Origin of the sequence: Gemmobacter lutimaris (assembly GCF_003570715.1) — a bacterium.
GTDB classification, from domain to species: Bacteria; Pseudomonadota; Alphaproteobacteria; order Rhodobacterales; family Rhodobacteraceae; genus Gemmobacter; species Gemmobacter lutimaris.
In genome coordinates this window covers 31,896-51,046 of sequence record NZ_QXXQ01000015.1, presented here as the reverse complement: position 1 = coordinate 51,046, position 19,151 = coordinate 31,896, and the positions used below count along the sequence as shown (strand labels likewise).

Genomic DNA, 19,151 nt, shown 5'->3' with positions numbered 1-19,151 from the left:
GATGACAGATCAGGGGCGAATATGTAAAATCCGAAGAATCGCGCTATCCATACGCCAATGCTATGAGTCTGACATGCGGCTTTCCCATCGGCAGATCGAGGCCTTCCGCGCCATCATCGAAAGCGGCTCGGTCACGGCCGCCGCCGATCTGCTGTTCCTGACCCAACCCTCGGTCAGCCGCCTGCTGGCCGATCTTGAGGCCGAACTCGGCTTTGCGCTGTTCGCCCGCATCGGCCGCAGCCTGACGCCCACGCCCGAGGCCGACGCGCTATATGAGGAGGTGCGGCGGTCCTTCGTCGGGCTTCAGGAAATCTCCCGCGTGGCCGATGACATCCGGCAATACCGCAGCGGCAGCCTGAAGATCGCGGCGATGCCGGCCCTTGGATTGCAGTTCCTGCCTGGCGCCATAGCCGACTTCACCGCTGAGCGGCCCGGCATCGCCGTCTCGCTTCGGGTGCGCAGTTCGCATGCCGTGGTGCAGCACCTCAGTTCGCAGCAATTCGACGTGGGTTTCAGCGCGCTGGACTTCGATCTGCCGGCGATCCGGCGCGAACCGCTGGGAACAATGCCCATGCTGGCGGTGCTGCCGCCCGGCCATGCGCTCTGTGACAAGGCGGTGCTGGAACCACAGGATTTCCACCAACGGCCCTTCATCGCCCTTGGCAGCGAGATCAGCACAAGGTCCGACACCGACCGCTTCTTTGCCGATCATGGCATCAAGCCCCGCGTGGTCGCCGAGGCGCAACTGTCCTTCGCCATCTGCGCCATGGTCGCCGGAGGCGCGGGCGTTTCGATCGTCGAGCCGGTGACGGCGCTGCATTGCGCGCATCTCGGCATGGTCGTGGCCCGTCCGATCCGCCCGGTTCAGCCCTTCACCTATGACATCCTCACCCCGGCCCTGCGCCCCGCTTCGCGGCTGGTCAGCGATCTGGTGCAGCGGGTCCGCCAGCGGTTTGCCGGGCTTGCCGCGACAGAGGCTCAATCCCCCGGCGACAGGGCGTGAAGGCTTTGCCAGAACGTCTCGACCACCGGGGGTGCGGGCCGCGTGGTCTGGCGGATCTTCAACAGGTGCCGAAAGGCGCCAGGGTCGTCGGGCTGCAAGAAGGAGAGCGCGCCGCCCGTTGCACGCATCGCGCTTTCGGGCAGGATCGTGGCGCCCAGCCCGGCATGAACGAAAGCCAGAAGGGCCGTGGTATTGCGCGATTCAAGGCCTGAGCGCAGCACCAGCCCTTCGACGGCAGGGTTCTTCACCATCCCGCAGAGCGGGTTGACGATCATCGGCTCCAGTTCCATCAGTGCCCAATCCCTGCGGCCCTCGCTTGCCGCGCGGTCGATGGGGCCACCCACCCGGCAGACGATGCCCAGCGGCGTGCGTTCGATCAGCGTTCCTTCGCCGGCGTTTTCCGGTGCCGCCGAAACGATGCCGATATCCGCCTCGTCATTCTCGATCCGGCGGCGGACCGAGGCGCTATCCACATCGTTGATTTCCAACCGCACATCCGGGCGTTCGCGGCGAAACCGCAGGATCACCGGGGGCAACAGACCGATGGTCGCGGACGGCACCGCCGCGATCCGCACCAGCCCGCCGGTCGCGGTGGCATAGCGGCGGATCGCGCCGACGCTGCGCTCGAACGCCTCGTTGGCGCGGCGGCTTTCCTCCAGCACCAGAAGGCCGAGCGGTGTCAGGCGGCTCTTGCGGCCCGCCTCGAAAAGCGCGCCGCCGACCTCCTGTTCCAGTTGCAAGAGCATCATCGAGACGGCCGAGGGCGTTCTGCCCAGGGCCTCGGCCGCACGGGCCAGCGACCCCTGCGCGGCGGTGGTCTGGAAGACGCGCAGCATCTCGAGTTTCATTTCAGTTCTCCTGCAATTTCATTCAGAACTTCAAGATTGCCTGAATTGATAGGCGCGCCCTAAACCGGATGCAAAGGAAAGTGAGGCGCCATGACCCAGAATCAGCATCTTTATATCGCGGGCCGCTGGCAGTCCGGCATCTCGACGATCGAGAACCGCAACCCGTCCGACCTGTCGGACCTGATCGGCCATTATGACCAGGCCAGCGCCGAGCAGCTGGATCAGGCGCTGGACGCGGCGCGGGCGGCCCAGCCGGTCTGGTGGGCGGCCGGCATCCAGAAACGCCATGACGTGCTGATGGCCATCGGCACCGAGCTGATGGCCCGCGCCGGGGAAATCGGCCGCATCATCGCGCGCGAGGAAGGCAAGCCCTTGGCCGAGGGCAAGGGCGAGACCTATCGCGCCGGCCAGTTCTTTACCTATTACGCGGCGGAATGTCTGCGCAATCAGGGCGATCTGGCCGAAAGCGTGCGCCCCGGCATCGAGATCGACGTGCGGCGCGAGCCGGTGGGCGTGGTAGCGATCGTCAGCCCGTGGAATTTCCCGGTGGCGACGCCAGCATGGAAGATCGCGCCCGCGCTGGCCTTTGGCAATGCCGTGGTCTGGAAGCCCGCCAACCTGACCCCCGCCAGTGCGGTCGCGCTGGCCGAAATCATCGCGCGGCAGGATATTCCGCCGGGCTTGTTCAACCTGGTGCTGGGTTCGGGCCGCGAGGTCGGGCAGCGGCTGGTCGAAAGCCCCAAGGTGGATGCGATCAGCTTTACCGGCTCGGTGGGTGTCGGGCGCGGCATCGCGGCCGCAGCCGTGGCCAACATGACCAAGGTGCAGATGGAGATGGGGTCCAAGAACCCCATGCTCATCATGGACGATTGTGATCTGGATCTGGCCGTCACTCATGCCGCCAATGCGGCCTTTGGCGGGACGGGGCAGAAATGCACCGCAGCCAGCCGGCTGATCGTGCATTCCGCGATCCATGACCAGTTCGCGGAGCGGCTGGTCGCGGCGGCCAAGGCGTTCAAGGTCGGCCACGCGCTGCAAGACGGCACCCAGATTGGCCCGGTGGTCAGCGAAAGCCAGCTTGCCCAGAACCTCGCCTATGTCGAAAAGGGCCGCGCCGAGGGCGCCGAGCTGCTGTGCGGCGGCGACCGTGTGGAACGCGAGACCCAGGGCTATTACATGGCCCCTGCCGTGCTGGCCGGAACCCGCAATGACATGACCGTCAACCGCGAGGAAATGTTCGCCCCGATTACCTGCCTGATCAAGGCCGACAACTATGCCGAGGCGCTGTCCATCGCCAATGACAGCCAGTTCGGCCTCACCGCCGGGATCATGACCCGCAGCCTCTCTCGCGCCAGTCATTTCCGCGCCAACATGCGGGCGGGCTGCGTCATGGTGAACCTGCCGACCGCCGGCACCGATTACCATGTGCCCTTTGGCGGACGCGGCGCGTCCAGCTTTGGTTCGCGCGAACAGGGACGCTACGCAGCCGAGTTCTACACCAGCGTGAAGACCGCCTATGTCGCCGCGGGGGCGCCGGAATGACGCCGCTGATCGACGGCCTGCAATACGCCAACTGGTCGGAAAAGATCTTTCGCCAGATGCGCGCCGGTGGCGTGGATGCGGTGCATGTCACCATCACCTATCACGAGACCTTCCGCGAGACGGTGCAGGTGATCGAACGCTGGAACCGATGGTTCGAGCTGTTCCCCGACCTGATCTTTCAGGGGCGGACAGCCGCCGATGTGAGCCGCGCCCGCGACACCGGGCGCACCGCGATCTTCTTCGGCTCGCAGAATCCGTCCTGCATCGAGGACGACATCGGCCTGGTCGAGGTGCTGCACACGCTAGGCCTGAGGTTCATGCAACTGACCTACAACAATCAGTCGCTGCTGGCCTCGGGCTGCTACGAAGACACCGACAGCGGGTTGACCCGCATGGGCCGCGCCGTGGTTTCCGAGATGAACCGCGTCGGCATGGTCGTGGACATGAGCCATTCGGCCGAACGTTCCACGCGCGAGGCGATTGAGCATTCGACGCGGCCGATCACCATCAGCCACGCCAATCTGCACAGCTGGCACCCGGCGCTGCGCAACAAGTCGGATACGCTGCTGCGCGCGCTTGGCCAATCCGGCGGGTTTCTGGGTCTGTCGGTGTATCCGCATCACCTCAAGGGCGGCAGCGCCTGCACGCTTCAGGACTGGTGCGACATGGTGGCCCGCGCGCTGGATCTGGTCGGTCCCCGTCAGGTTGGGATCGGTACCGATCTGTGCCAAGACCAGCCCGACAGCATCGTCGAATGGATGCGAACCGGGCGTTGGACCAAGACGGTGGATTACGGCGAAGGCAGTGCCGATGCGCCGGGGTTTCCGCCGATGCCCGCATGGTTCCACGACAACCGCGATTTCGGCAGCCTCCGCGCGGGGCTCAAGGCGGCAGGGCTGGATCTCGCTGCTATCGACGGCGTGATGGGCGGCAATTGGCATCGCTTTTTTGAGATCAGTTTCGGCCCCGCTGAGATGCCACAAACACTATCGAGGCGCGCTGTCGGTTGACGGCGGCCCCATGACACAACGTTCAGGGAGGAACGACATGGCAGATATTTCGATGGAGGGAGGACGCAGCGCCCTGCAGCGGATCAACAGACCGCTGTTCGCGCTGTCGGGTGGGTTTATCCTGCTGTTTTGCCTATACGCGCTGGTGGACCTTGACGGGCTTTCGGCGGCGGTTGACTGGGGTTTTGCCGTTTCGGCCAAGTACTTCGGCCTTTACTGGCAGATCCTGATGCTGGCCACATTCTTGATCAGCCTTGTCCTTTGCGCGCTGCCTGGCGGTCGCGCGCGCCTTGGCGGGCTGTCGATGCCCGAGTTCAAGACCTTCAACTGGGCGTCGATGATCATGTGCACGCTGCTGGCCGGTGGCGGCGTGTTCTGGGCCGCAGGGGAGCCGATCGCGCATTTCCTGTCCACCCCGCCGCTGTTCGGCGAGGCGCCGACCGATCTTCAGGCCCGCGCCAATATTGCAATGGCGCAAAGCTTTCTGCATTGGGGCTTTTTGGCCTGGGCGATCCTCGGTTCGCTTTCGGGCGTCATGCTGATGCATTACCACTATGACAAAGGCCTGCCGCTGGCGCCGCGCACGCTGCTCTATCCCGTGTTCGGCGACCGGGCGATCAACGGTCCCATCGGCCTGATTGCGGACGCCACCTGCATCGTCGCCGTGGTTGCGGGCACGGTCGGGCCGATCGGTTTCCTTGGTCTGCAGATGTCTTATGGCATCAATGCCCTGACCGGCATTCCCGATACCTTCGCCACGCAGGCCGTGGTGATCATGGCGCTGGTCGCGGTCTATACGCTGTCGGCCATTTCGGGCCTGGCCAAGGGTATCCAGATGCTGTCCACGCTGAACGTGATCCTGGCGCTCGGCCTTCTGGTCTTCCTTCTGGTATTCGGGCCGACCACGGCCATGCTGACCAGCTTCTTCGGCGGCATGGGCGTCTATCTTGAGAACTTCTTCCAGATGTCGATGTATCGCGGCGAGGCGGGGATGTTCGGCGAACCCGGCTGGCTGGGCTGGTGGACCGTGTTCTTCTGGGGCTGGTTCATGGGCTATGGTCCGCTGATGGCGATCTTCATCGCCCGGGTCAGCCGTGGCCGGTCGATCCGCCAGATCGTCCTCATGCTGTCAATTGCGGCACCGATGATCACCAATTTCTGGTTCACCATTATCGGCGGGTCGGGCATCGCCTTCGAAATGGCCTCGCCCGGGGTCATTGCCGGACCGTTCGAGGGCTTCAACCTGCCCGCCGCGCTGCTGGCAATCACCAGCGCCATGCCGGCCGGGTTCATCCTGTCGATCCTGTTTCTGATCCTGACCATGATCTTTGTGGCCACCACCAGCGATTCGATGAGCTATGTGATCTCGGCGGCGATGTCCGAGGGCGAACCCTCAGTTGCGCTGCGCGCCTTCTGGGGGATTGCCATGGGGGTGATGGCGCTAATCCTGATCTCGACCGGGTCGGGCGGCATTGGCAAGCTGCAAAGCTTCATCGTCGTGACGGCAGTTCCGGTATCGATCATCCTGCTGCCATCGCTATGGGACGCGCTGCGAATCACCCTGATGCTGGGCCGCAAGGCCTGAGTCTTCGCCCGGGGGCGCCAGCCCCCGGGCCATACGGAACCGGAGAAGAAGATGAACCGCATGTTGCCCCAACCGACCGGCGATCTGGCCCGGTTCCGCCGTTCGCCAGATCAAGTGATGACGCTTGCTCGCATGGGGGCCGCCCATCCGACGCGGCTTTCGTTCCTGCGCCAGTTGCTGCGCCGAATGGAAAGCGAAGGCTGGCGCTTTGACCGCCCGCTGTGGGACATCAATGCGAAGGGTGTCGGCCGCGCGGTCTATCGCGCCATCGGCCCCGTCCGCACCTACAGCCTGGTGGCCTTTGCCCATGACCTGCCTGACGAGATGCGGTCCGACAGAGTGATTGCCACCGCCTGGGACGCGACCTTTGCCCTGTTCGATGGTAACCCCACGCGCGAGGATATTGCGCGGCTCGAAGCCAATGTCCCCCTGCAGGAGGCGGGCCGGATCACCCCGCACGAGCTGTCGCTCAGCCGCGCCAACCGCTCCGTCCGGCTGTTTGCACATGTGGTTGACCGGCTGGCGCAGGGCGAACAGCCCGACCCGGCCGAGGTCGCCACCGTCGGCTATCTGATGCGCACCACCGCCGTCTATGGCGCGGGCAAGTTCGGCGCCGCCGACCGTTCGATCATCGCCGACCGGCCGGAAATGGCGGCCCCTTTCCAGGCCGAGATGCTCAGCGTCTGGCTTACCCGCCAGTTCACCACCGACCTTGTTGAACATCTGGCGGCATCGAGGGGCGGCGAGCGCGCGGCGCGGCTGGATCCTGCCACCCGCCGCAGCCTTGGCGTTGGTAATTCCACCGGCCTCGGCATGGCACCGTTCCTTGTGCGCCATCCGGTTCTCATGAACAACTGGATGCGCGCACGGGAAGAAGCGCTAGCCCGCGTCCGCGCCCTGCCGACAGCCGATGGCGACACCATTCAGTCCCTGAATGCTGCGCTGGCCGAGGCCCGTCGCAACGCCGGACTGTGGCAGTCCGAGCACCCCATCCAGGTTGCAAAGCTGAAGGATCTCGATGCCGATCTGGACCTGATAGCAAGCAAGCTTACGAACTGGCCCCGAACTTCACCTTATCCGTGGGACGATCTTTGGCGCTGGGGCGAGGTGACGCTGACGCTGGAGGGGCAAGAGGCTCTTCTGTCCCTGATGCTGGAACCGCATGGAAAGCTCATCGACGATCTCGGCCCGACCATGTCCGCTGACGAGGCCATTGCAGCGCGCATCGATGGTGCAATGACCGTCGAGACCCTGCGTCGGCTGATCCGCGAGCATTTCCGCTGGGCGCTGGATATCGACTTCCGTGATTCCGCGAACGATGCCCGCTTCTGGTATGTGTCTGAGGAAAAGCTCGAACCGCGGTTGGGCGAACGTCACAGCGAAGACGGTGCCGAATTGGAACAACCGCTCTGCATCGCCCGGCTGGTGCAGGAGCTGCACATCGCACTTCAAGGTGAAGACGGTGACACGACCGTCGCCGCCTTCCTGATGCGCCACCCCGGCCAGCGCTATGCTGCTCGGCGGGTGCAGATTGCCGAAGGCCACCCCTTCGCCGAAGTGCGTGACAACCTGATCGGCAAGGACATGCTGCCCATCGACCTGATGCGCTGCAAGCTGGCCTTCTTCGGCGCCAGCCGCTTTGATCCGCGGTCCGACAAATGGGTCCGTATCAGCATGTTCCAGGACATGCCCTATCCCGATGAAATGGCCGGGAGGAGTCGGTGATGTCCTTGACGGAAGCCCATGATCCGACAGCCTCGGCGACGACCTTTCCCGAACATCCCGCGCTGCTGACCCGATTGTCGCGCAACGAAGTGGAAACCCTGTGCTTGAAGGCCGCACGCGGTGCCGGCATGCCATGGGGGCTGGCCGAGGAAGCCGGCTTCGCGGCCGGCTGGTTGGCTGCCCGCAGTATTGATGGTCCGGCGGCCCTGCTGGCCCATCTTGCGGCGCGGCCTGCGGGAGGTGGTGCCCTGACCATCTCTGGCCGGATCTGGGCGGCGCAGGACGGGCGCGCGCTTTGCCCGATCACGGCCGGCGCGTCGCTTGACGACCACGCGGGCCTGCCGGAAGGCGTTTCTGCCGCGCCTGTCATGGTCGGGGCGTTGCGTCATCCGGTGCTTGCCGTTCCACATCTGGCGCGAATCGCCAAGGCGATCAATGCGGCGATCGAAATCGGTTGGAACGGCGAAAAGGCCTATATTTCGGCCGACGGTGAGGTGGATCCGGCACAGCTGACCGCGCTTTCCAAGCTGCAGGAAGCACAGGTTGTGCTGGTGACGTGCCGGGCGGAACACAAGATCGCGCCCCCTGCCCCCGACATGTGCCCTCTCTCGGCAGAGACGCTAGCCGGACTCAACGCGCTGTCAATGCGCACGACAGTTCCGGCATCCGAAACCTCGCGCCGGGGCGCTGGCGCGATGGTCAGCGACAATGACTGAAACCGAAGGAAGAATTATGACATTGACCCGCCTCAATCCCGGCCCCCGCATGAGCGAGGCCGTCACGGTCGGCGACATCGTCTTTCTGGCCGGGCAGGTGCCCGACGATCTGACGGCGGACATCACGACCCAGACCCGGCAGGTTCTGGCGAATGTCGATGCCGTGATGGCAGAACTGGGCGGCAGCAAGGCCGACATCGCGTCGGTCCAGGTCTGGCTGGCCGACATGGCGGATTTCGCTGGGATGAACGCCGTCTGGGACGCCTGGGTCGATCTGGGCAACCCTCCGGCCCGGGCGACAGGTGGCGTTGCTCTGGCGCGTGCAGGTATGCGCGTCGAGATGATCGTCGTCGCCCGTAATCCTAGGCGTCTTTAGGCTCACATCCGGTTGATCTCCGCTCGGCTGCTGGTCGATGCCGATTTGGGAGCGCAGACTCTGCCGCGAAATAGAACAGACCCGGCTGATGCGCCGGGTCAGCCCTTGTATCTCCAACGGCTGCGCATGGATAGGCCGTCAAAGCATCACTCAAGGCTTGTGAATGCTCGAGTGGCTGGCAATGATCCAAGCCGCACGAGCGTGCATGCGTTTACGACCGGAATCGATGAACAGGATTGATCACCCCGCTCAAAAAGAAGCGGCACCCAAAGGTGCCGCAGTTTGCAGATCGTTACCGGTCTGCAGGGAGATCAAGTCACAGTGGATGCTATGAACTGCCAATGGCTGACGGAGCCAGCGTTCTCAAATCCGTGGTTGGGTCCCGCACCAGATTGGGCTGAACAGTTTGGCCCGCCTCGATTATCCGCTTGCCGACCATGTAGGCCCGCGGGTCGTTCATGGCGTCGACGGCCAATAGCCGTTTTCCCCCGAAGTACCAAACTGAGGCAGAGCCACCTTGGCCGAGCCGTTCAACCACCTGGTCGTATCCAGAATTCAGCCCGGCGATCTGGAGCTTGGTATCGTACTGGTCAGACCAGAACCAGGGTTTCGCGACATAGGTCATGCCGGTGCCAACCATGTTCTGGGCGACGCATTCGGCATGATCGATTGCGTGTCCAACGCTCTCAAGCCGCATGCGCCCGCTGCTGTGCGGAAACGAGGCGCAATCGCCTGCGGCCCATATTGAGGGATCCGAGGTTCGGCCCAGGGCGTCTGTCCAGATGCCGTTCTCAACTTTGAGACCGGCCGTTTCTGCAAGGGCGGTCGCTGGCTCCACACCAACCCCGACCAGCACGAAATCGGCGGCGATCTCCCTTCCGTCCGCCAATACGGCTGCTCGCACTCTGTCATCACCAAGAAGATGATCCAGTTTGGTGCTCTCGAGTACTCGCACCCCATGGTCTGTGTGGAGTTTGCGGAAGTAGTCGGCCGTTGCCGCAGACGCCACCCTCTGAAGAATACGCGGCGCGGCCTCAATGAGCGTAACCTCAAGGCCAAGGCTGGTGGCGACTGCGGCGGCTTCGAGCCCGACGTAGCCGCCTCCCACGATCAAAAGCCTCCGGCCTTCCACGAATTCCGGTGCCATTGCATCAATGTCGGCCAAGCCGCGCATGACGTACACACCGCCTAGGCTTCCCCCGATCCGTGCCGGCAGGCGTCGTGGAATGGAACCGGTTGTAAGAGCCAGCTGGCTATAGGCGAGCACGTCTCCGCCAACCTTTAGGGTCTTGGCAGCGGGGTCGATGTCGCTCACCCACTGGCCAAGTCGAAGATCAATGCCGTTATCGGCGTAGAAGTTCTTCGGCCTCACAAAAAGGCGCTCGGGGTCCATATCGCCCTTCAGGTACGCCTTGGACAATGGAGGTCTCTGATAGGGTGGAACCGGTTCCGCTCCGATCAGGGTCAGTTGGCCCCCATATCCGACGCCCCGGAGCCTGGCCACGAGCGAGGCACCCGCCTGCCCTGCGCCGATCACGACAATGCCAGACATTCCCAATACCTTCCCGTCATGAGTTCAATTGAGTCATCAAAGCCGCACAGTCAGTTCCAAAGCCGGCCTGGCAGCCATCAGATCTGCTTTTCGGGCATTTGCACGACGAGCCCATCCAGCGCGTCCGTGACCTTGATCTGACAGGTCAACCGGGAACGCAGCGGATCGGGGGCGTAGGCGAAGTCGAGCATGTCTTCCTCCATCGGTTCCTTCGCGGGCAGAAGGTCCATCCACGCAGGGTCGACATAGACATGGCACGTCGAGCAGGCGCAGGCCCCGCCGCAATCGGCTTCTATTCCAGGAATCCCGTTGTCCCGCGCGCCTTCCATCACCGTCAGACCGGCCGTGACTTCTACAACGTGCTCTTTTCCACCATGTTCAATGTAAGTGATCTTTGGCATGCCAGTCGACTTCCTTCGGTCTTATCAGTTTGTCGCTTTGTCGATTCCAATAAGCGCATCAATTACGAACACGACACCAAAAGCGACGTAAATGGTCACAGCCGAAAGTGCCGCGAAGAGCGGATCGACATCGTACTGGATGTAATTGAACAGTTTCACCGGGATCGGCACCAGTTCCACAGTCGAATTGAAGATGCTGACCTCAACGTTGATCCATGACATGATGAAGGCGAATAGCCCGCCTGCGATCACCCCAGGCTTGATCTGCCGGAGCGTGATCAGAAAGAACGTCTCCAGCCGATTGGCGCCAAGGTCCTGCGCCGCCTCCTTAATGTTCATCGACAGCCCACCCGCTCAGAGCTTTTCGATCAGTTCCGGCACGGCGGTGAAGAGGTCAGCGACGAGGCCATAGTCGGCGACCTGGAAGATCGGGGCCTCTTCGTCCTTGTTGATGGCGACGATGACCTTGCTGTCCTTCATCCCCGCCAGGTGCTGGATCGCGCCCGAGATGCCGACCGCGACGTACAGCTGCGGCGCCACGACCTTGCCGGTCTGGCCCACCTGCCAGTCGTTCGGGGCGTAGCCCGAGTCGACCGCCGCGCGCGATGCGCCCACGGCCGCGCCCAGCTTGTCGGCCAGCTTCTCGATCAGCGCGAAGTCGGCCTGGCTGCCCACGCCGCGCCCGCCCGACACGACGATCCCCGCCGAGGTCAGTTCCGGACGGTCCGAGGTCGCCACCTTGTCCTCGACCCAGGCCGACAGGTCCGACGGCTTTGCCGCGACCGGCGAAACCGCCGCCGAGCCGCCCGTGCCGGCGGCCGCGAAGGCCGCGGTGCGCACGGTGAAGACCTTCACCTTGTCCGAGGATTTCACCGTCTGGAACGCGTTGCCGGCATAGATCGGCCGTTCGAAGGTGTCGGCATCGACCACCGCGGTCACGTCCGACAGCACCATCACGTCCAGAAGCGCCGCAACCCGCGGCAGCACGTTCTTGGCATAGGGCGTCGCCGCCGCCGCAATGTGGCTGTAGCCGCCGGCCAGGCTGACCACCAGGTCGGCCAGCCCTTCGGCCAGGCCATGGCCCGCGTCCTCGGCGTGCAGCACCTTGGCCGCCCCGGCAAGCCCCGCCGCCTCGGCCGCGGCCGAGGCCGGACCGGCCACCAGCAGGTGCACCTCGCCCAGGGCCGCCACCGCCGTCAACGCCTTGGCAACCGAATCGGTGGCAAGCTGGCCACCGTTCACATCCGCAAGAAGAAGGACAGCCATCAGATCACCCCCGCTTCGTCTTTCAGTTTCGCGATCAGCTCGTCCACCGAGCCGACCTTGACCCCGGCCTTGCGGCCCGCGGGTTCCGTCGTCTTGACCACCGTCAGGCGGGGCGCGACGTCGACGCCGTAGTCGGCCGGCGTCTTGGTCGCCAAGGGCTTGGCCTTGGCCTTCATGATGTTCGGCAGCGAGGCATAGCGCGGCTCGTTCAGACGCAGATCGACCGAGACCACCGCCGGCAGCTTGACCGAAATCGTCTGCAGGCCGCCGTCAACCTCGCGCGTCACGGTCGCCTTGTCGCCCTCGACCGCCAGTTCGCTGGCGAAGGTCGCCTGCGACCAGCCCAGAAGTGCCGCCAGCATCTGGCCGGTGGCGTTCATGTCGTTGTCGATCGCCTGCTTGCCGGCCAGCACCAGGCCGGGGGCCTCGTCCCTGACCACGCCGGCCAGAAGCTTGGCCACCGCCAGCGGTTCGATGTCGGTGTGCACGTCCGCCGCCGCCTCGATCAGGATCGCCCGGTCCGCTCCCATCGCCAGCGCCGTCCGCAGCGTCTCCTGCGCCTGCTTCACGCCGATCGACACCACCACAACCTCGGTCGCAACCCCCTTCTCCTTCAGCCGGATCGCCTCTTCCACCGCGATCTCGTCAAAGGGGTTCATCGACATCTTCACATTCGCAAGATCGACACCCGATCCATCCGCCTTCACGCGGACCTTCACGTTGTAGTCGATCACCCGCTTTACGGGCACGAGAACCTTCATGGTTGGTATTCCTTGTCTCTTCCTGGTGTCACTTTCTGGCGCGCCGGGTCACCTCGCCCGTCAGGCGATCGCGGCGGCGGCCCTTTGAACGGCCAGCTCTGTCAGTTCGAAATCGGCCTCGGTCAGTGCGAGGCTCGGATAGACCTTGCCCGGCGACTTGAATACTCCGTTCTCACGCAGAACCGCGTTGAACCGACCGTTCTTCTTCTGGTCGGCAGCCAGCACATCACGATAGGTCCGCACTTCACGGTCAACAAAGACCACATCGAAAAGGGTAGGATGGCCGACAATCCGATGCGGAACGCCCGCAGCGTCGAGATGCCGGCGGAACATCGACTGGAGCCGCTCGCCGTGACTGCGGAGCGTGTCGAACGCTCCGGTGCGACGCAGGATCTCCATCGTCTTGAGGCCGGCCACTGCCGCAACCGGATTACCCGAGAGCGTGCCAAGCATCATAAGCCATTTCTCCGGCCCGACGATGGCCTTGTCGAAGTGATCCATGATCGGCTTCCGGCCCGCCACAGCAGCCAGCGGGAAGCCACCGCCAATGATCTTGCCGAGCGTGCAGAGATCTGGCGTGACCCCATAGGCTTCCTGCGCCCCGCCATAGGCAAAGCGGAAGCCGGTCACAACCTCGTCAAAGATCAGGACGATGCCGTAGCGGTCGCAAAGCGCCCGTACGCCTTCAAGGAAACCGGGTGCCGGCGGGATGATCCGCTGCAGGGGCTCGACGATGATGCCGGCAACCCGATCACCGTATTCGGCCAGAAGGCTTTCGAGGTAGTCGAGGTCATTGAACGGCGCGATCAGCATCTCGCCCCGGACCGCCTCGGGAATGCCGGCGCTGTCGGGAACCGCCTGCGGGAAGTTCACCAGCTGTGTCGGCGCAAGGCTCATCTGCGCTTCGGCGGACATGCCGTGATAGCCGCCCTCGAACTTCAGGATCTTGTCACGGCCGGTAAAGGCGCGGGCCAGGCGCATGGCATACATGTCCGCTTCTCCGCCCGAAGACAGGAACCGAACCTGCTCTGCGCAAGAAACTGCACGGCAAATCTCCTCGGCCAGTTCTACGCCGGCTGCGTTGTTGGCGAAGAACGTCATGCCCTTGGGAAGCTGCTCGGCCACCGCCTCCAGTACTTCGGGATGGCCGTGACCGAGAAGCATTGGTCCGGAGCCGATCAGGTAATCGACATACTCCCTACCATCCTCATCCCAGATCCGTGATCCCTTGCCCTCGCGGATGAAAATCGACGGGTCGAAATTGCCAAAGCCACCAGCAGGCAGGACAGCACGCGCGCGCGCGGCCCAGGTTTGCATCAGAGTCTTGTCGGGCATCTTGCTCTCCTAGTCGATAACGGCCGCAGACTGGCCGAGTGTGTCAGGGTCGGGCACGACGCCCAGGCCGGGGCCTACAGGCGGGGCAATGCGACCGTCGCGGCGGCTTGGTGCCGCAGCATCAAGTCGTGGTCCCACGTAGTTCGAGAGATCGCAGGTGTTCAGAAGCATCCGTTCGGGCGTTGCAGCTGCCAGATGCAGCAATGCGGATGTTGTCACGTCCGATCCCCAAGTGTCCTCGACGCACATCTTCGCGCCAAGGTGAAGGCACAGATCGCGCGCCCGCCGCATCGGGGAAAGCCCGCCGAACTTGGACAGCTTCAGCGCGACGGCATCCATGCAGCCAAGCTCGTATGCCTTGAGCAGCGAGGTGGTGTCGTGCCCGTTCTCGTCGATCTTCATAGGCAGGCCGGTCGCCGCGCGGACCGCCGCGCATTCCTCTAGCGTTGCGCAGGGCTGTTCCAGCATGATGTCCAGATCGGCCACCGCCTTACCAACCCGCGTGGCATCGAGCCGCGTCGCGCCGCAATTCCAGTCGCCGTAAACCAGCGGCCCTTCGCCCACCACCTCACGCACCATCCTCAACCGTGCAACGTCGGCCTGCCAGTCGCCGTCGGCACCGAGTTTGACCTGGAACTGAGTGATCCCCTCGGCCTTAGCTTCCATTGCAATTCGCGCCATCTCTTCTGGCGCGATGCAAGTGATGGAATGATATAGGGGCATGTCCTTGACCTGCCGCCCGCCGAGCAGCGCATAAAGCGGCAATCCGGCAACCTTGCCCGTAATATCCCAAAGCGCCAGATCCAGAGCCGACTTGGCATAGGGATGACCCTGGAGCCACGCATCGGCGCGGCTCATCAGTGCCTCTGGCCCAACCGGATCAGATCCGATCACCACTGGTGCCAAGTATTCCAGTGCGGGACGGACGCCTTCCGGGTAGGCCGGCAGATAATGCGGGATCGGGCAGACCTCGCCCCAGCCGGAGATTTCTTCATCTGTATCGACGCGAAGAACGACCGAGGTGACCGTATCGCACGTTTTGCCGCCAGCCATGTGATAGGCAACATGGCTCGTCAGCGGGATTTCCCAAAGTGTTAGGCGTGTGATCTTCATCTTGAAACCTCATAGACCGCGACAGGATCGCCCAGTCGCCCAGGATCAGGTGTTACGCCGAGACCCGGCACAGAGGGCGGGGTGGCAAAGCCACCTTCATTGCGCGCACCCTGATCAGGCACCGGATCGACCGAAAGGTGATAGTGGCAGAGCCAACTTGCGAGCCGGTTTGCCTGGGGCGTGGCTGCGGCGAGGTGTATCGCCGCGGTGTCGGCCAAGGCTGAACCGCCAAGATCCTCGATGTGCATCTGCCAGCCGACAGAGACCCCAAAATCGCGTATTTGCAGAGCCTTTGTCAGCCCTCCAACGCGGTTCGGCTTGACCTTGACGCCCTCGCACGCCCCAAGCCGCCAGGCGTCAAGGTGATCCTGGAAGGTATGGAGGCATTCGTCGAGCATGATGGGGTTGGCGACGCGACCCGCCACATGCGCGCATTGGTCGAGTGTCTCGCAGGGCTGCTCGATCCAATCCCGTGCCGCGACCGAGTTCAGAACTTGCACCGCAACGCCGGGTGTCCATGCGCGGTTGATGTCGTAGGTGACTTTCTCGTCCGACGGGAGCGCGGCCGTGATCGCCTCGATCCGGGCAATATCGGCGCGAATGTCGTGGCCACCGAGCTTGGCGGAATGCGTGCGGTAGCCTTTGGCCGATGCCTCGCCGATGAGGGCGATCATCTCATCTGGCGTCCCGGTGGAAATCGACGAGTTGACCGCTACCGGCTCCGCAGTATGGGCCCCGAAAAGCTGCCAGAGCGGCATGTTCGCGACCTTGCCAAGAATATCCCAAGCCGCCATGTCGATCGCCGATTTGACGTAGAGGTGGCCCGGAAGTTGGACATCCATCACCTCATTGAGCGAACGGAGGGAGCGTGGATCACGTCCAAGAATTGCCGGGGCAAGCATCGCAATGCCGGCACGGATGCCTGGACCGTGCGCGGGCAGATAGGTCGTCCCCCAGGGGCAGCCCTCGCCCCAACCGCAGATCCCCTCATCCGTATCGAGGCGAACGAAAGTCGAGTCGAGCCGTTCGAATTTTAACCGGCCGCCTGAAAGCCAGTAGGGCTTCGTCAAGGGTAGATCGACTGCCCAGACCGTGATGCGGGTTATCTTCACAGCACATACTCCGAAACTGCGGAACCGATGCTCTCGAAATCCGGGCGCACGCCCAGCCCGGGTGTGTCGCTGGCTAAGAGTTTCCCTTCTTGTGCAGTCGGACCTCCGATACCTGTCGACCGGGTGTTGTAGTTCATGAGGTCGGTTGTGTTCTGAAGGTATTCCTCAGGTGTCGAAGCGGCGAAGTGAGCCACAACCGCAGATGTGATCTCTCCGCCCCAGGTGTCCTCGCTGACCACCGGAATGCGGTTGTCGATCAGGAAATCACGTACCCGACGTGCCTTCGAGAGCCCGCCGAGGTTGGAGATCTTCAGGCAGCATATGTCCGCCCCGTGGTCGGCAACAATGCGTTGTGCCGCCGCCATACCTGTCACGCATTCATCGAGCTTCATGGGCTGCTCGGCGACACGTCGGACCTGCTGGCACTCCTCGTAGGTCCGGCACGGCTGTTCCAGAATGAAGTCGAGATCTCGCGTGGCGCGTGCGACGCGGATCGCATTGTCCACCCGCCAGCCCTGATTGGCATCGGCCATCGCCTTCTCGCCCGGCTTCAGCAGGGGCAAGGTGGCGCGGATTCTGTCGATGTCCGTCACCCAGTCGGCCCCGACCTTGATCTGGAACTGCCTGTAGCCCTGCTGGCGATATCGCTCCATCTCGGCAATGGTCTCGTCCGTCGATTTTTGCGGGGCGACCCGATACATTGGAGCGGCCTCCGTCAGCCTTCCACCGAGGAGCATCCAGACAGGCTGTCCGGTGGACTGGCCCAGAATGTCCCAACACGCGGCATCAATTGGCGCCTTGGCATATCCGTGACCCTGAATGACGTGGTCCATGATCCGCTCGATCCGCGCCACCTGCCGGGGATCTTCGCCCAGCAGCGCCGGTGCGAGAAGCCGTGCCGCAGCCTCCACCCCTTCGGAATGGGCAACCATGTAGTTCTCGCCGCAGGGCGTGAATTCCCCGCATCCGGACAACCCGGCGTCCGTGTCGATGACGACGACAGACGCCTTGGCTACCTTTATGGCGTTTCCCGCGCCCCAGGAATAGGTTCCTCCGACGTAGGGGAGGTCCGTCTTGTAGACACGTATGCGGGTAATCTTCACTTGCGCGTCTCCATTTCCAGTTTCATCGACAGATCAGCCCCACGCCAAGCGATGAGCGCGAGGAATCCTTTCGACCCAAATTGGGTGGCGTGAGGTTGCCAGGAAGCGTGGTGCACACTGTCGCCCGGACCTACGCGAACGTCGGCGCGCCCCTCGGCGCGGAAAATGGCGCTACCGGCGAGCGTCAGGTACAACTCTTCGGCCGCGTGCCAGTGGAAAGGATAATCGAGGCCGCCGCCCCAATAGCCCAGAAAAAGCCGGGCACCCGTCATCAGGATCGGGCCATCGGGCCCGGCAAGGTGGCACCAACCGGATCGTGCCAGATAGTCGGATCCGACCTGTACTTCGTCATATCCCTGTTGCCACTCCAGCAAGTTGGCCACCGCGATGACAGCCTCGACCAAGGGTCGCGTCTCGGGTCTGGCAAAGGTTGACATCTCCGCCAGCATCGCGCCCGTCGGAAGCGTTTTCGTGTCGGTCGCAAGCAGACTGAGGTCGTAAGGCAGTGCGCCTGTGAAGCTGTGGAAAGGCTCCGCATGAGCCTCGACATAGGCGCGCAGTACGCCCCACATCTGCCGCAAGCCGTTGTCCCGTTCCTGAGTGGCCGCTGCGGAAATCATGGCGTCACCACGATGTTGCCGACATGGTCCTTGGCCAGGAAAGCGCGCTGCGCTGCGTGGAGTTCCTTCAGCGGGAAGCTCGCCGCGAGTTGCGGTTTGAGTAGGCCGCGCTCAATCAGTCGGACCAAGCGCGCCATGGTGCCAGGCGGTGTGATCGTCGCGCCGGAGAGCTTCAAGTCACGATAAATGAGCCGACGCAGGTCAAAATTCACCGTTGGGCCCGAGATGGCTCCACAGGAGGCATAGCGCCCCCCTTGACGCAGCGCATTGATGACCGGCATGAACATCGCACCGCCGACGACATCCAGGACGATGTCCACCGGCCCGCCCGCAGTCTTGCGGATAGCTGCCTCCAGGTCAGGTTCAGAACGGTCGATGACGGCATCGCATCCAGCCTTCAGCAGAAGGCTGTGCTTGGCGGCCGAAGCAATCCCGATGACGCGCACGCCACGCAGCCGACAAAGTTGAATTGCGGTGCTGCCGACGCCTCCGGACGCACCGGTGACCACGACGGTTTCGCCGGGCTTCGGCTCTGCCCTCAGCACAAGTGTTTCCGCCGTCGTTAGAGCGCAAGGAAAGGTAGCAAGCTCGGCGTCGGTCAGTTGGCTGTCGATCCGGTGGGCGTTGCTGGCACGGATCGTCGTATACTCAGCAAAGCCGCCGTCACATTCCGAACCGTAATAGGGTGCGTTCACCGGGTCCATCCAGTCGCCGGTCCCAAGAAGCCATGGATCGACGATCACCCGCTCGCCGATGCGTGTGGGATCAACGCCGTCTCCCACCGCCTCGATGCATCCGACTGTATCGGCCCCCTGAATCCGCGGGAATGTCAGCGGAAGGCCTCCCCAGGTGCCTTCCGAAGTATCCTGGACATCAAATCCCGAAATTCCCGATGCCTGGGATACTCCCGCCGTCACTTCCGTCGCGTACCAGGCGGTGCGCGTATTGATATCGGTGTTGTTGAGGCCGCAGGCTCCGACCTTGATCAGGACTTCGCCGGCAGCGGGGACCGGCTTCGGCCAGTCCTCGCGCCAAACGAGCTTATCAAAGTCACCATGGCCCACTAGGACCATGGCTTTCATC

At 63.5% G+C, this 19,151-nt stretch carries 19 protein-coding genes; 7 read left to right on the top strand and 12 right to left on the bottom strand.

Annotated features, from left to right (window positions below; translation table 11 throughout):
* Positions 1-73: 73 nt before the first annotated feature.
* Positions 74-1,003 (top strand): LysR substrate-binding domain-containing protein, encoded by a 930-nt coding sequence (locus D2N39_RS18870; protein WP_158589885.1) that lies wholly within the window; start codon positions 74-76, stop codon positions 1,001-1,003.
* On the opposite strand, the gene D2N39_RS18865 is transcribed toward D2N39_RS18870, so the two are convergent.
* Positions 979-1,851 (bottom strand): LysR family transcriptional regulator, encoded by an 873-nt coding sequence (locus D2N39_RS18865; protein ID WP_119136350.1) that lies wholly within the window; start codon positions 1,849-1,851, stop codon positions 979-981. The two genes, D2N39_RS18870 and D2N39_RS18865, sit on opposite strands and share 25 nt — an antisense overlap.
* Positions 1,852-1,941: 90 nt before the next feature.
* On the opposite strand from D2N39_RS18865, the gene D2N39_RS18860 reads away from it, so the two are divergent.
* The 6 genes from D2N39_RS18860 to D2N39_RS18835 are packed head-to-tail and all read left to right on the top strand — an operon-like array spanning position 1,942 to position 8,805.
* The gene (locus D2N39_RS18860; protein ID WP_119136349.1) at positions 1,942-3,393 is read left to right on the top strand and encodes an aldehyde dehydrogenase family protein; all 1,452 of its coding nucleotides are present in this window, start codon (positions 1,942-1,944) and stop codon (positions 3,391-3,393) included.
* Positions 3,390-4,403, top strand: a complete 1,014-nt coding sequence (locus D2N39_RS18855) for a membrane dipeptidase (protein WP_119136348.1) — start codon at positions 3,390-3,392, stop codon at positions 4,401-4,403. The genes D2N39_RS18860 and D2N39_RS18855 overlap by 4 nt, the downstream gene beginning before the upstream one ends.
* Positions 4,404-4,440: 37 nt before the next feature.
* Positions 4,441-5,988, top strand: coding sequence for a BCCT family transporter (locus D2N39_RS18850; protein WP_119136347.1), 1,548 nt, complete (start codon positions 4,441-4,443; stop codon positions 5,986-5,988).
* A gap of 51 nt (positions 5,989-6,039) precedes the next feature.
* Positions 6,040-7,713, top strand: coding sequence for a hypothetical protein (locus D2N39_RS18845; RefSeq protein ID WP_199725301.1), 1,674 nt, complete (start codon positions 6,040-6,042; stop codon positions 7,711-7,713).
* Positions 7,713-8,429, top strand: coding sequence for a DUF3726 domain-containing protein (locus D2N39_RS18840; RefSeq protein ID WP_119136346.1), 717 nt, complete (start codon positions 7,713-7,715; stop codon positions 8,427-8,429). The genes D2N39_RS18845 and D2N39_RS18840 overlap by 1 nt, the downstream gene beginning before the upstream one ends.
* A gap of 16 nt (positions 8,430-8,445) precedes the next feature.
* Positions 8,446-8,805, top strand: coding sequence for a RidA family protein (locus D2N39_RS18835; protein WP_119136345.1), 360 nt, complete (start codon positions 8,446-8,448; stop codon positions 8,803-8,805).
* Positions 8,806-9,133: 328 nt separating this feature from the next.
* Here the strand turns inward: D2N39_RS18835 and D2N39_RS18830 are convergent, their stop codons facing one another.
* The 11 genes from D2N39_RS18830 to D2N39_RS18780 all read right to left on the bottom strand — a co-directional run bounded on the left by D2N39_RS18830 (position 9,134) and on the right by D2N39_RS18780 (position 19,150).
* A complete protein-coding gene (locus D2N39_RS18830; protein WP_119136344.1) occupies positions 9,134-10,357 on the bottom strand; it encodes an NAD(P)/FAD-dependent oxidoreductase in 1,224 nt (407 codons plus the stop codon).
* Between the two features lie 77 nt (positions 10,358-10,434).
* The gene (locus tag D2N39_RS18825; RefSeq protein WP_119136343.1) at positions 10,435-10,758 is read right to left on the bottom strand and encodes a 2Fe-2S iron-sulfur cluster-binding protein; all 324 of its coding nucleotides are present in this window, start codon (positions 10,756-10,758) and stop codon (positions 10,435-10,437) included.
* Between the two features lie 24 nt (positions 10,759-10,782).
* Complete coding sequence (locus D2N39_RS18820; RefSeq protein ID WP_119136342.1) at positions 10,783-11,097, bottom strand: ABC transporter permease; 315 nt, start codon at positions 11,095-11,097, stop codon at positions 10,783-10,785.
* A gap of 15 nt (positions 11,098-11,112) precedes the next feature.
* Positions 11,113-12,024: an electron transfer flavoprotein subunit alpha/FixB family protein gene (locus D2N39_RS18815; protein WP_119136341.1), complete on the bottom strand. Its 912-nt coding sequence runs from the start codon at positions 12,022-12,024 to the stop codon at positions 11,113-11,115.
* Entirely contained in the window at positions 12,024-12,785 is a 762-nt protein-coding gene (locus tag D2N39_RS18810) for an electron transfer flavoprotein subunit beta/FixA family protein (RefSeq protein ID WP_119136340.1), read from the bottom strand. Before D2N39_RS18810 ends, D2N39_RS18815 begins: the two co-directional genes overlap by 1 nt.
* A 60-nt stretch (positions 12,786-12,845) precedes the next feature.
* Positions 12,846-14,120 (bottom strand): aspartate aminotransferase family protein, encoded by a 1,275-nt coding sequence (locus D2N39_RS18805; RefSeq protein ID WP_119136339.1) that lies wholly within the window; start codon positions 14,118-14,120, stop codon positions 12,846-12,848.
* Positions 14,121-14,129: 9 nt separating this feature from the next.
* The gene (locus D2N39_RS18800; RefSeq protein WP_119136338.1) at positions 14,130-15,233 is read right to left on the bottom strand and encodes a mandelate racemase/muconate lactonizing enzyme family protein; all 1,104 of its coding nucleotides are present in this window, start codon (positions 15,231-15,233) and stop codon (positions 14,130-14,132) included.
* A complete protein-coding gene (locus D2N39_RS18795) occupies positions 15,230-16,345 on the bottom strand; it encodes a mandelate racemase/muconate lactonizing enzyme family protein (protein WP_119136337.1) in 1,116 nt (371 codons plus the stop codon). The genes D2N39_RS18800 and D2N39_RS18795 overlap by 4 nt, the downstream gene beginning before the upstream one ends.
* Positions 16,342-17,448, bottom strand: coding sequence for a mandelate racemase/muconate lactonizing enzyme family protein (locus tag D2N39_RS18790; RefSeq protein WP_119136336.1), 1,107 nt, complete (start codon positions 17,446-17,448; stop codon positions 16,342-16,344). Before D2N39_RS18790 ends, D2N39_RS18795 begins: the two co-directional genes overlap by 4 nt.
* Positions 17,445-18,068, bottom strand: a complete 624-nt coding sequence (locus tag D2N39_RS18785) for a dimethylsulfonioproprionate lyase family protein (RefSeq protein WP_119136335.1) — start codon at positions 18,066-18,068, stop codon at positions 17,445-17,447. Before D2N39_RS18785 ends, D2N39_RS18790 begins: the two co-directional genes overlap by 4 nt.
* Complete coding sequence (locus D2N39_RS18780) at positions 18,065-19,150, bottom strand: alcohol dehydrogenase family protein (protein ID WP_119136382.1); 1,086 nt, start codon at positions 19,148-19,150, stop codon at positions 18,065-18,067. The genes D2N39_RS18785 and D2N39_RS18780 overlap by 4 nt, the downstream gene beginning before the upstream one ends.
* Position 19,151: the final 1 nt, after the last annotated feature.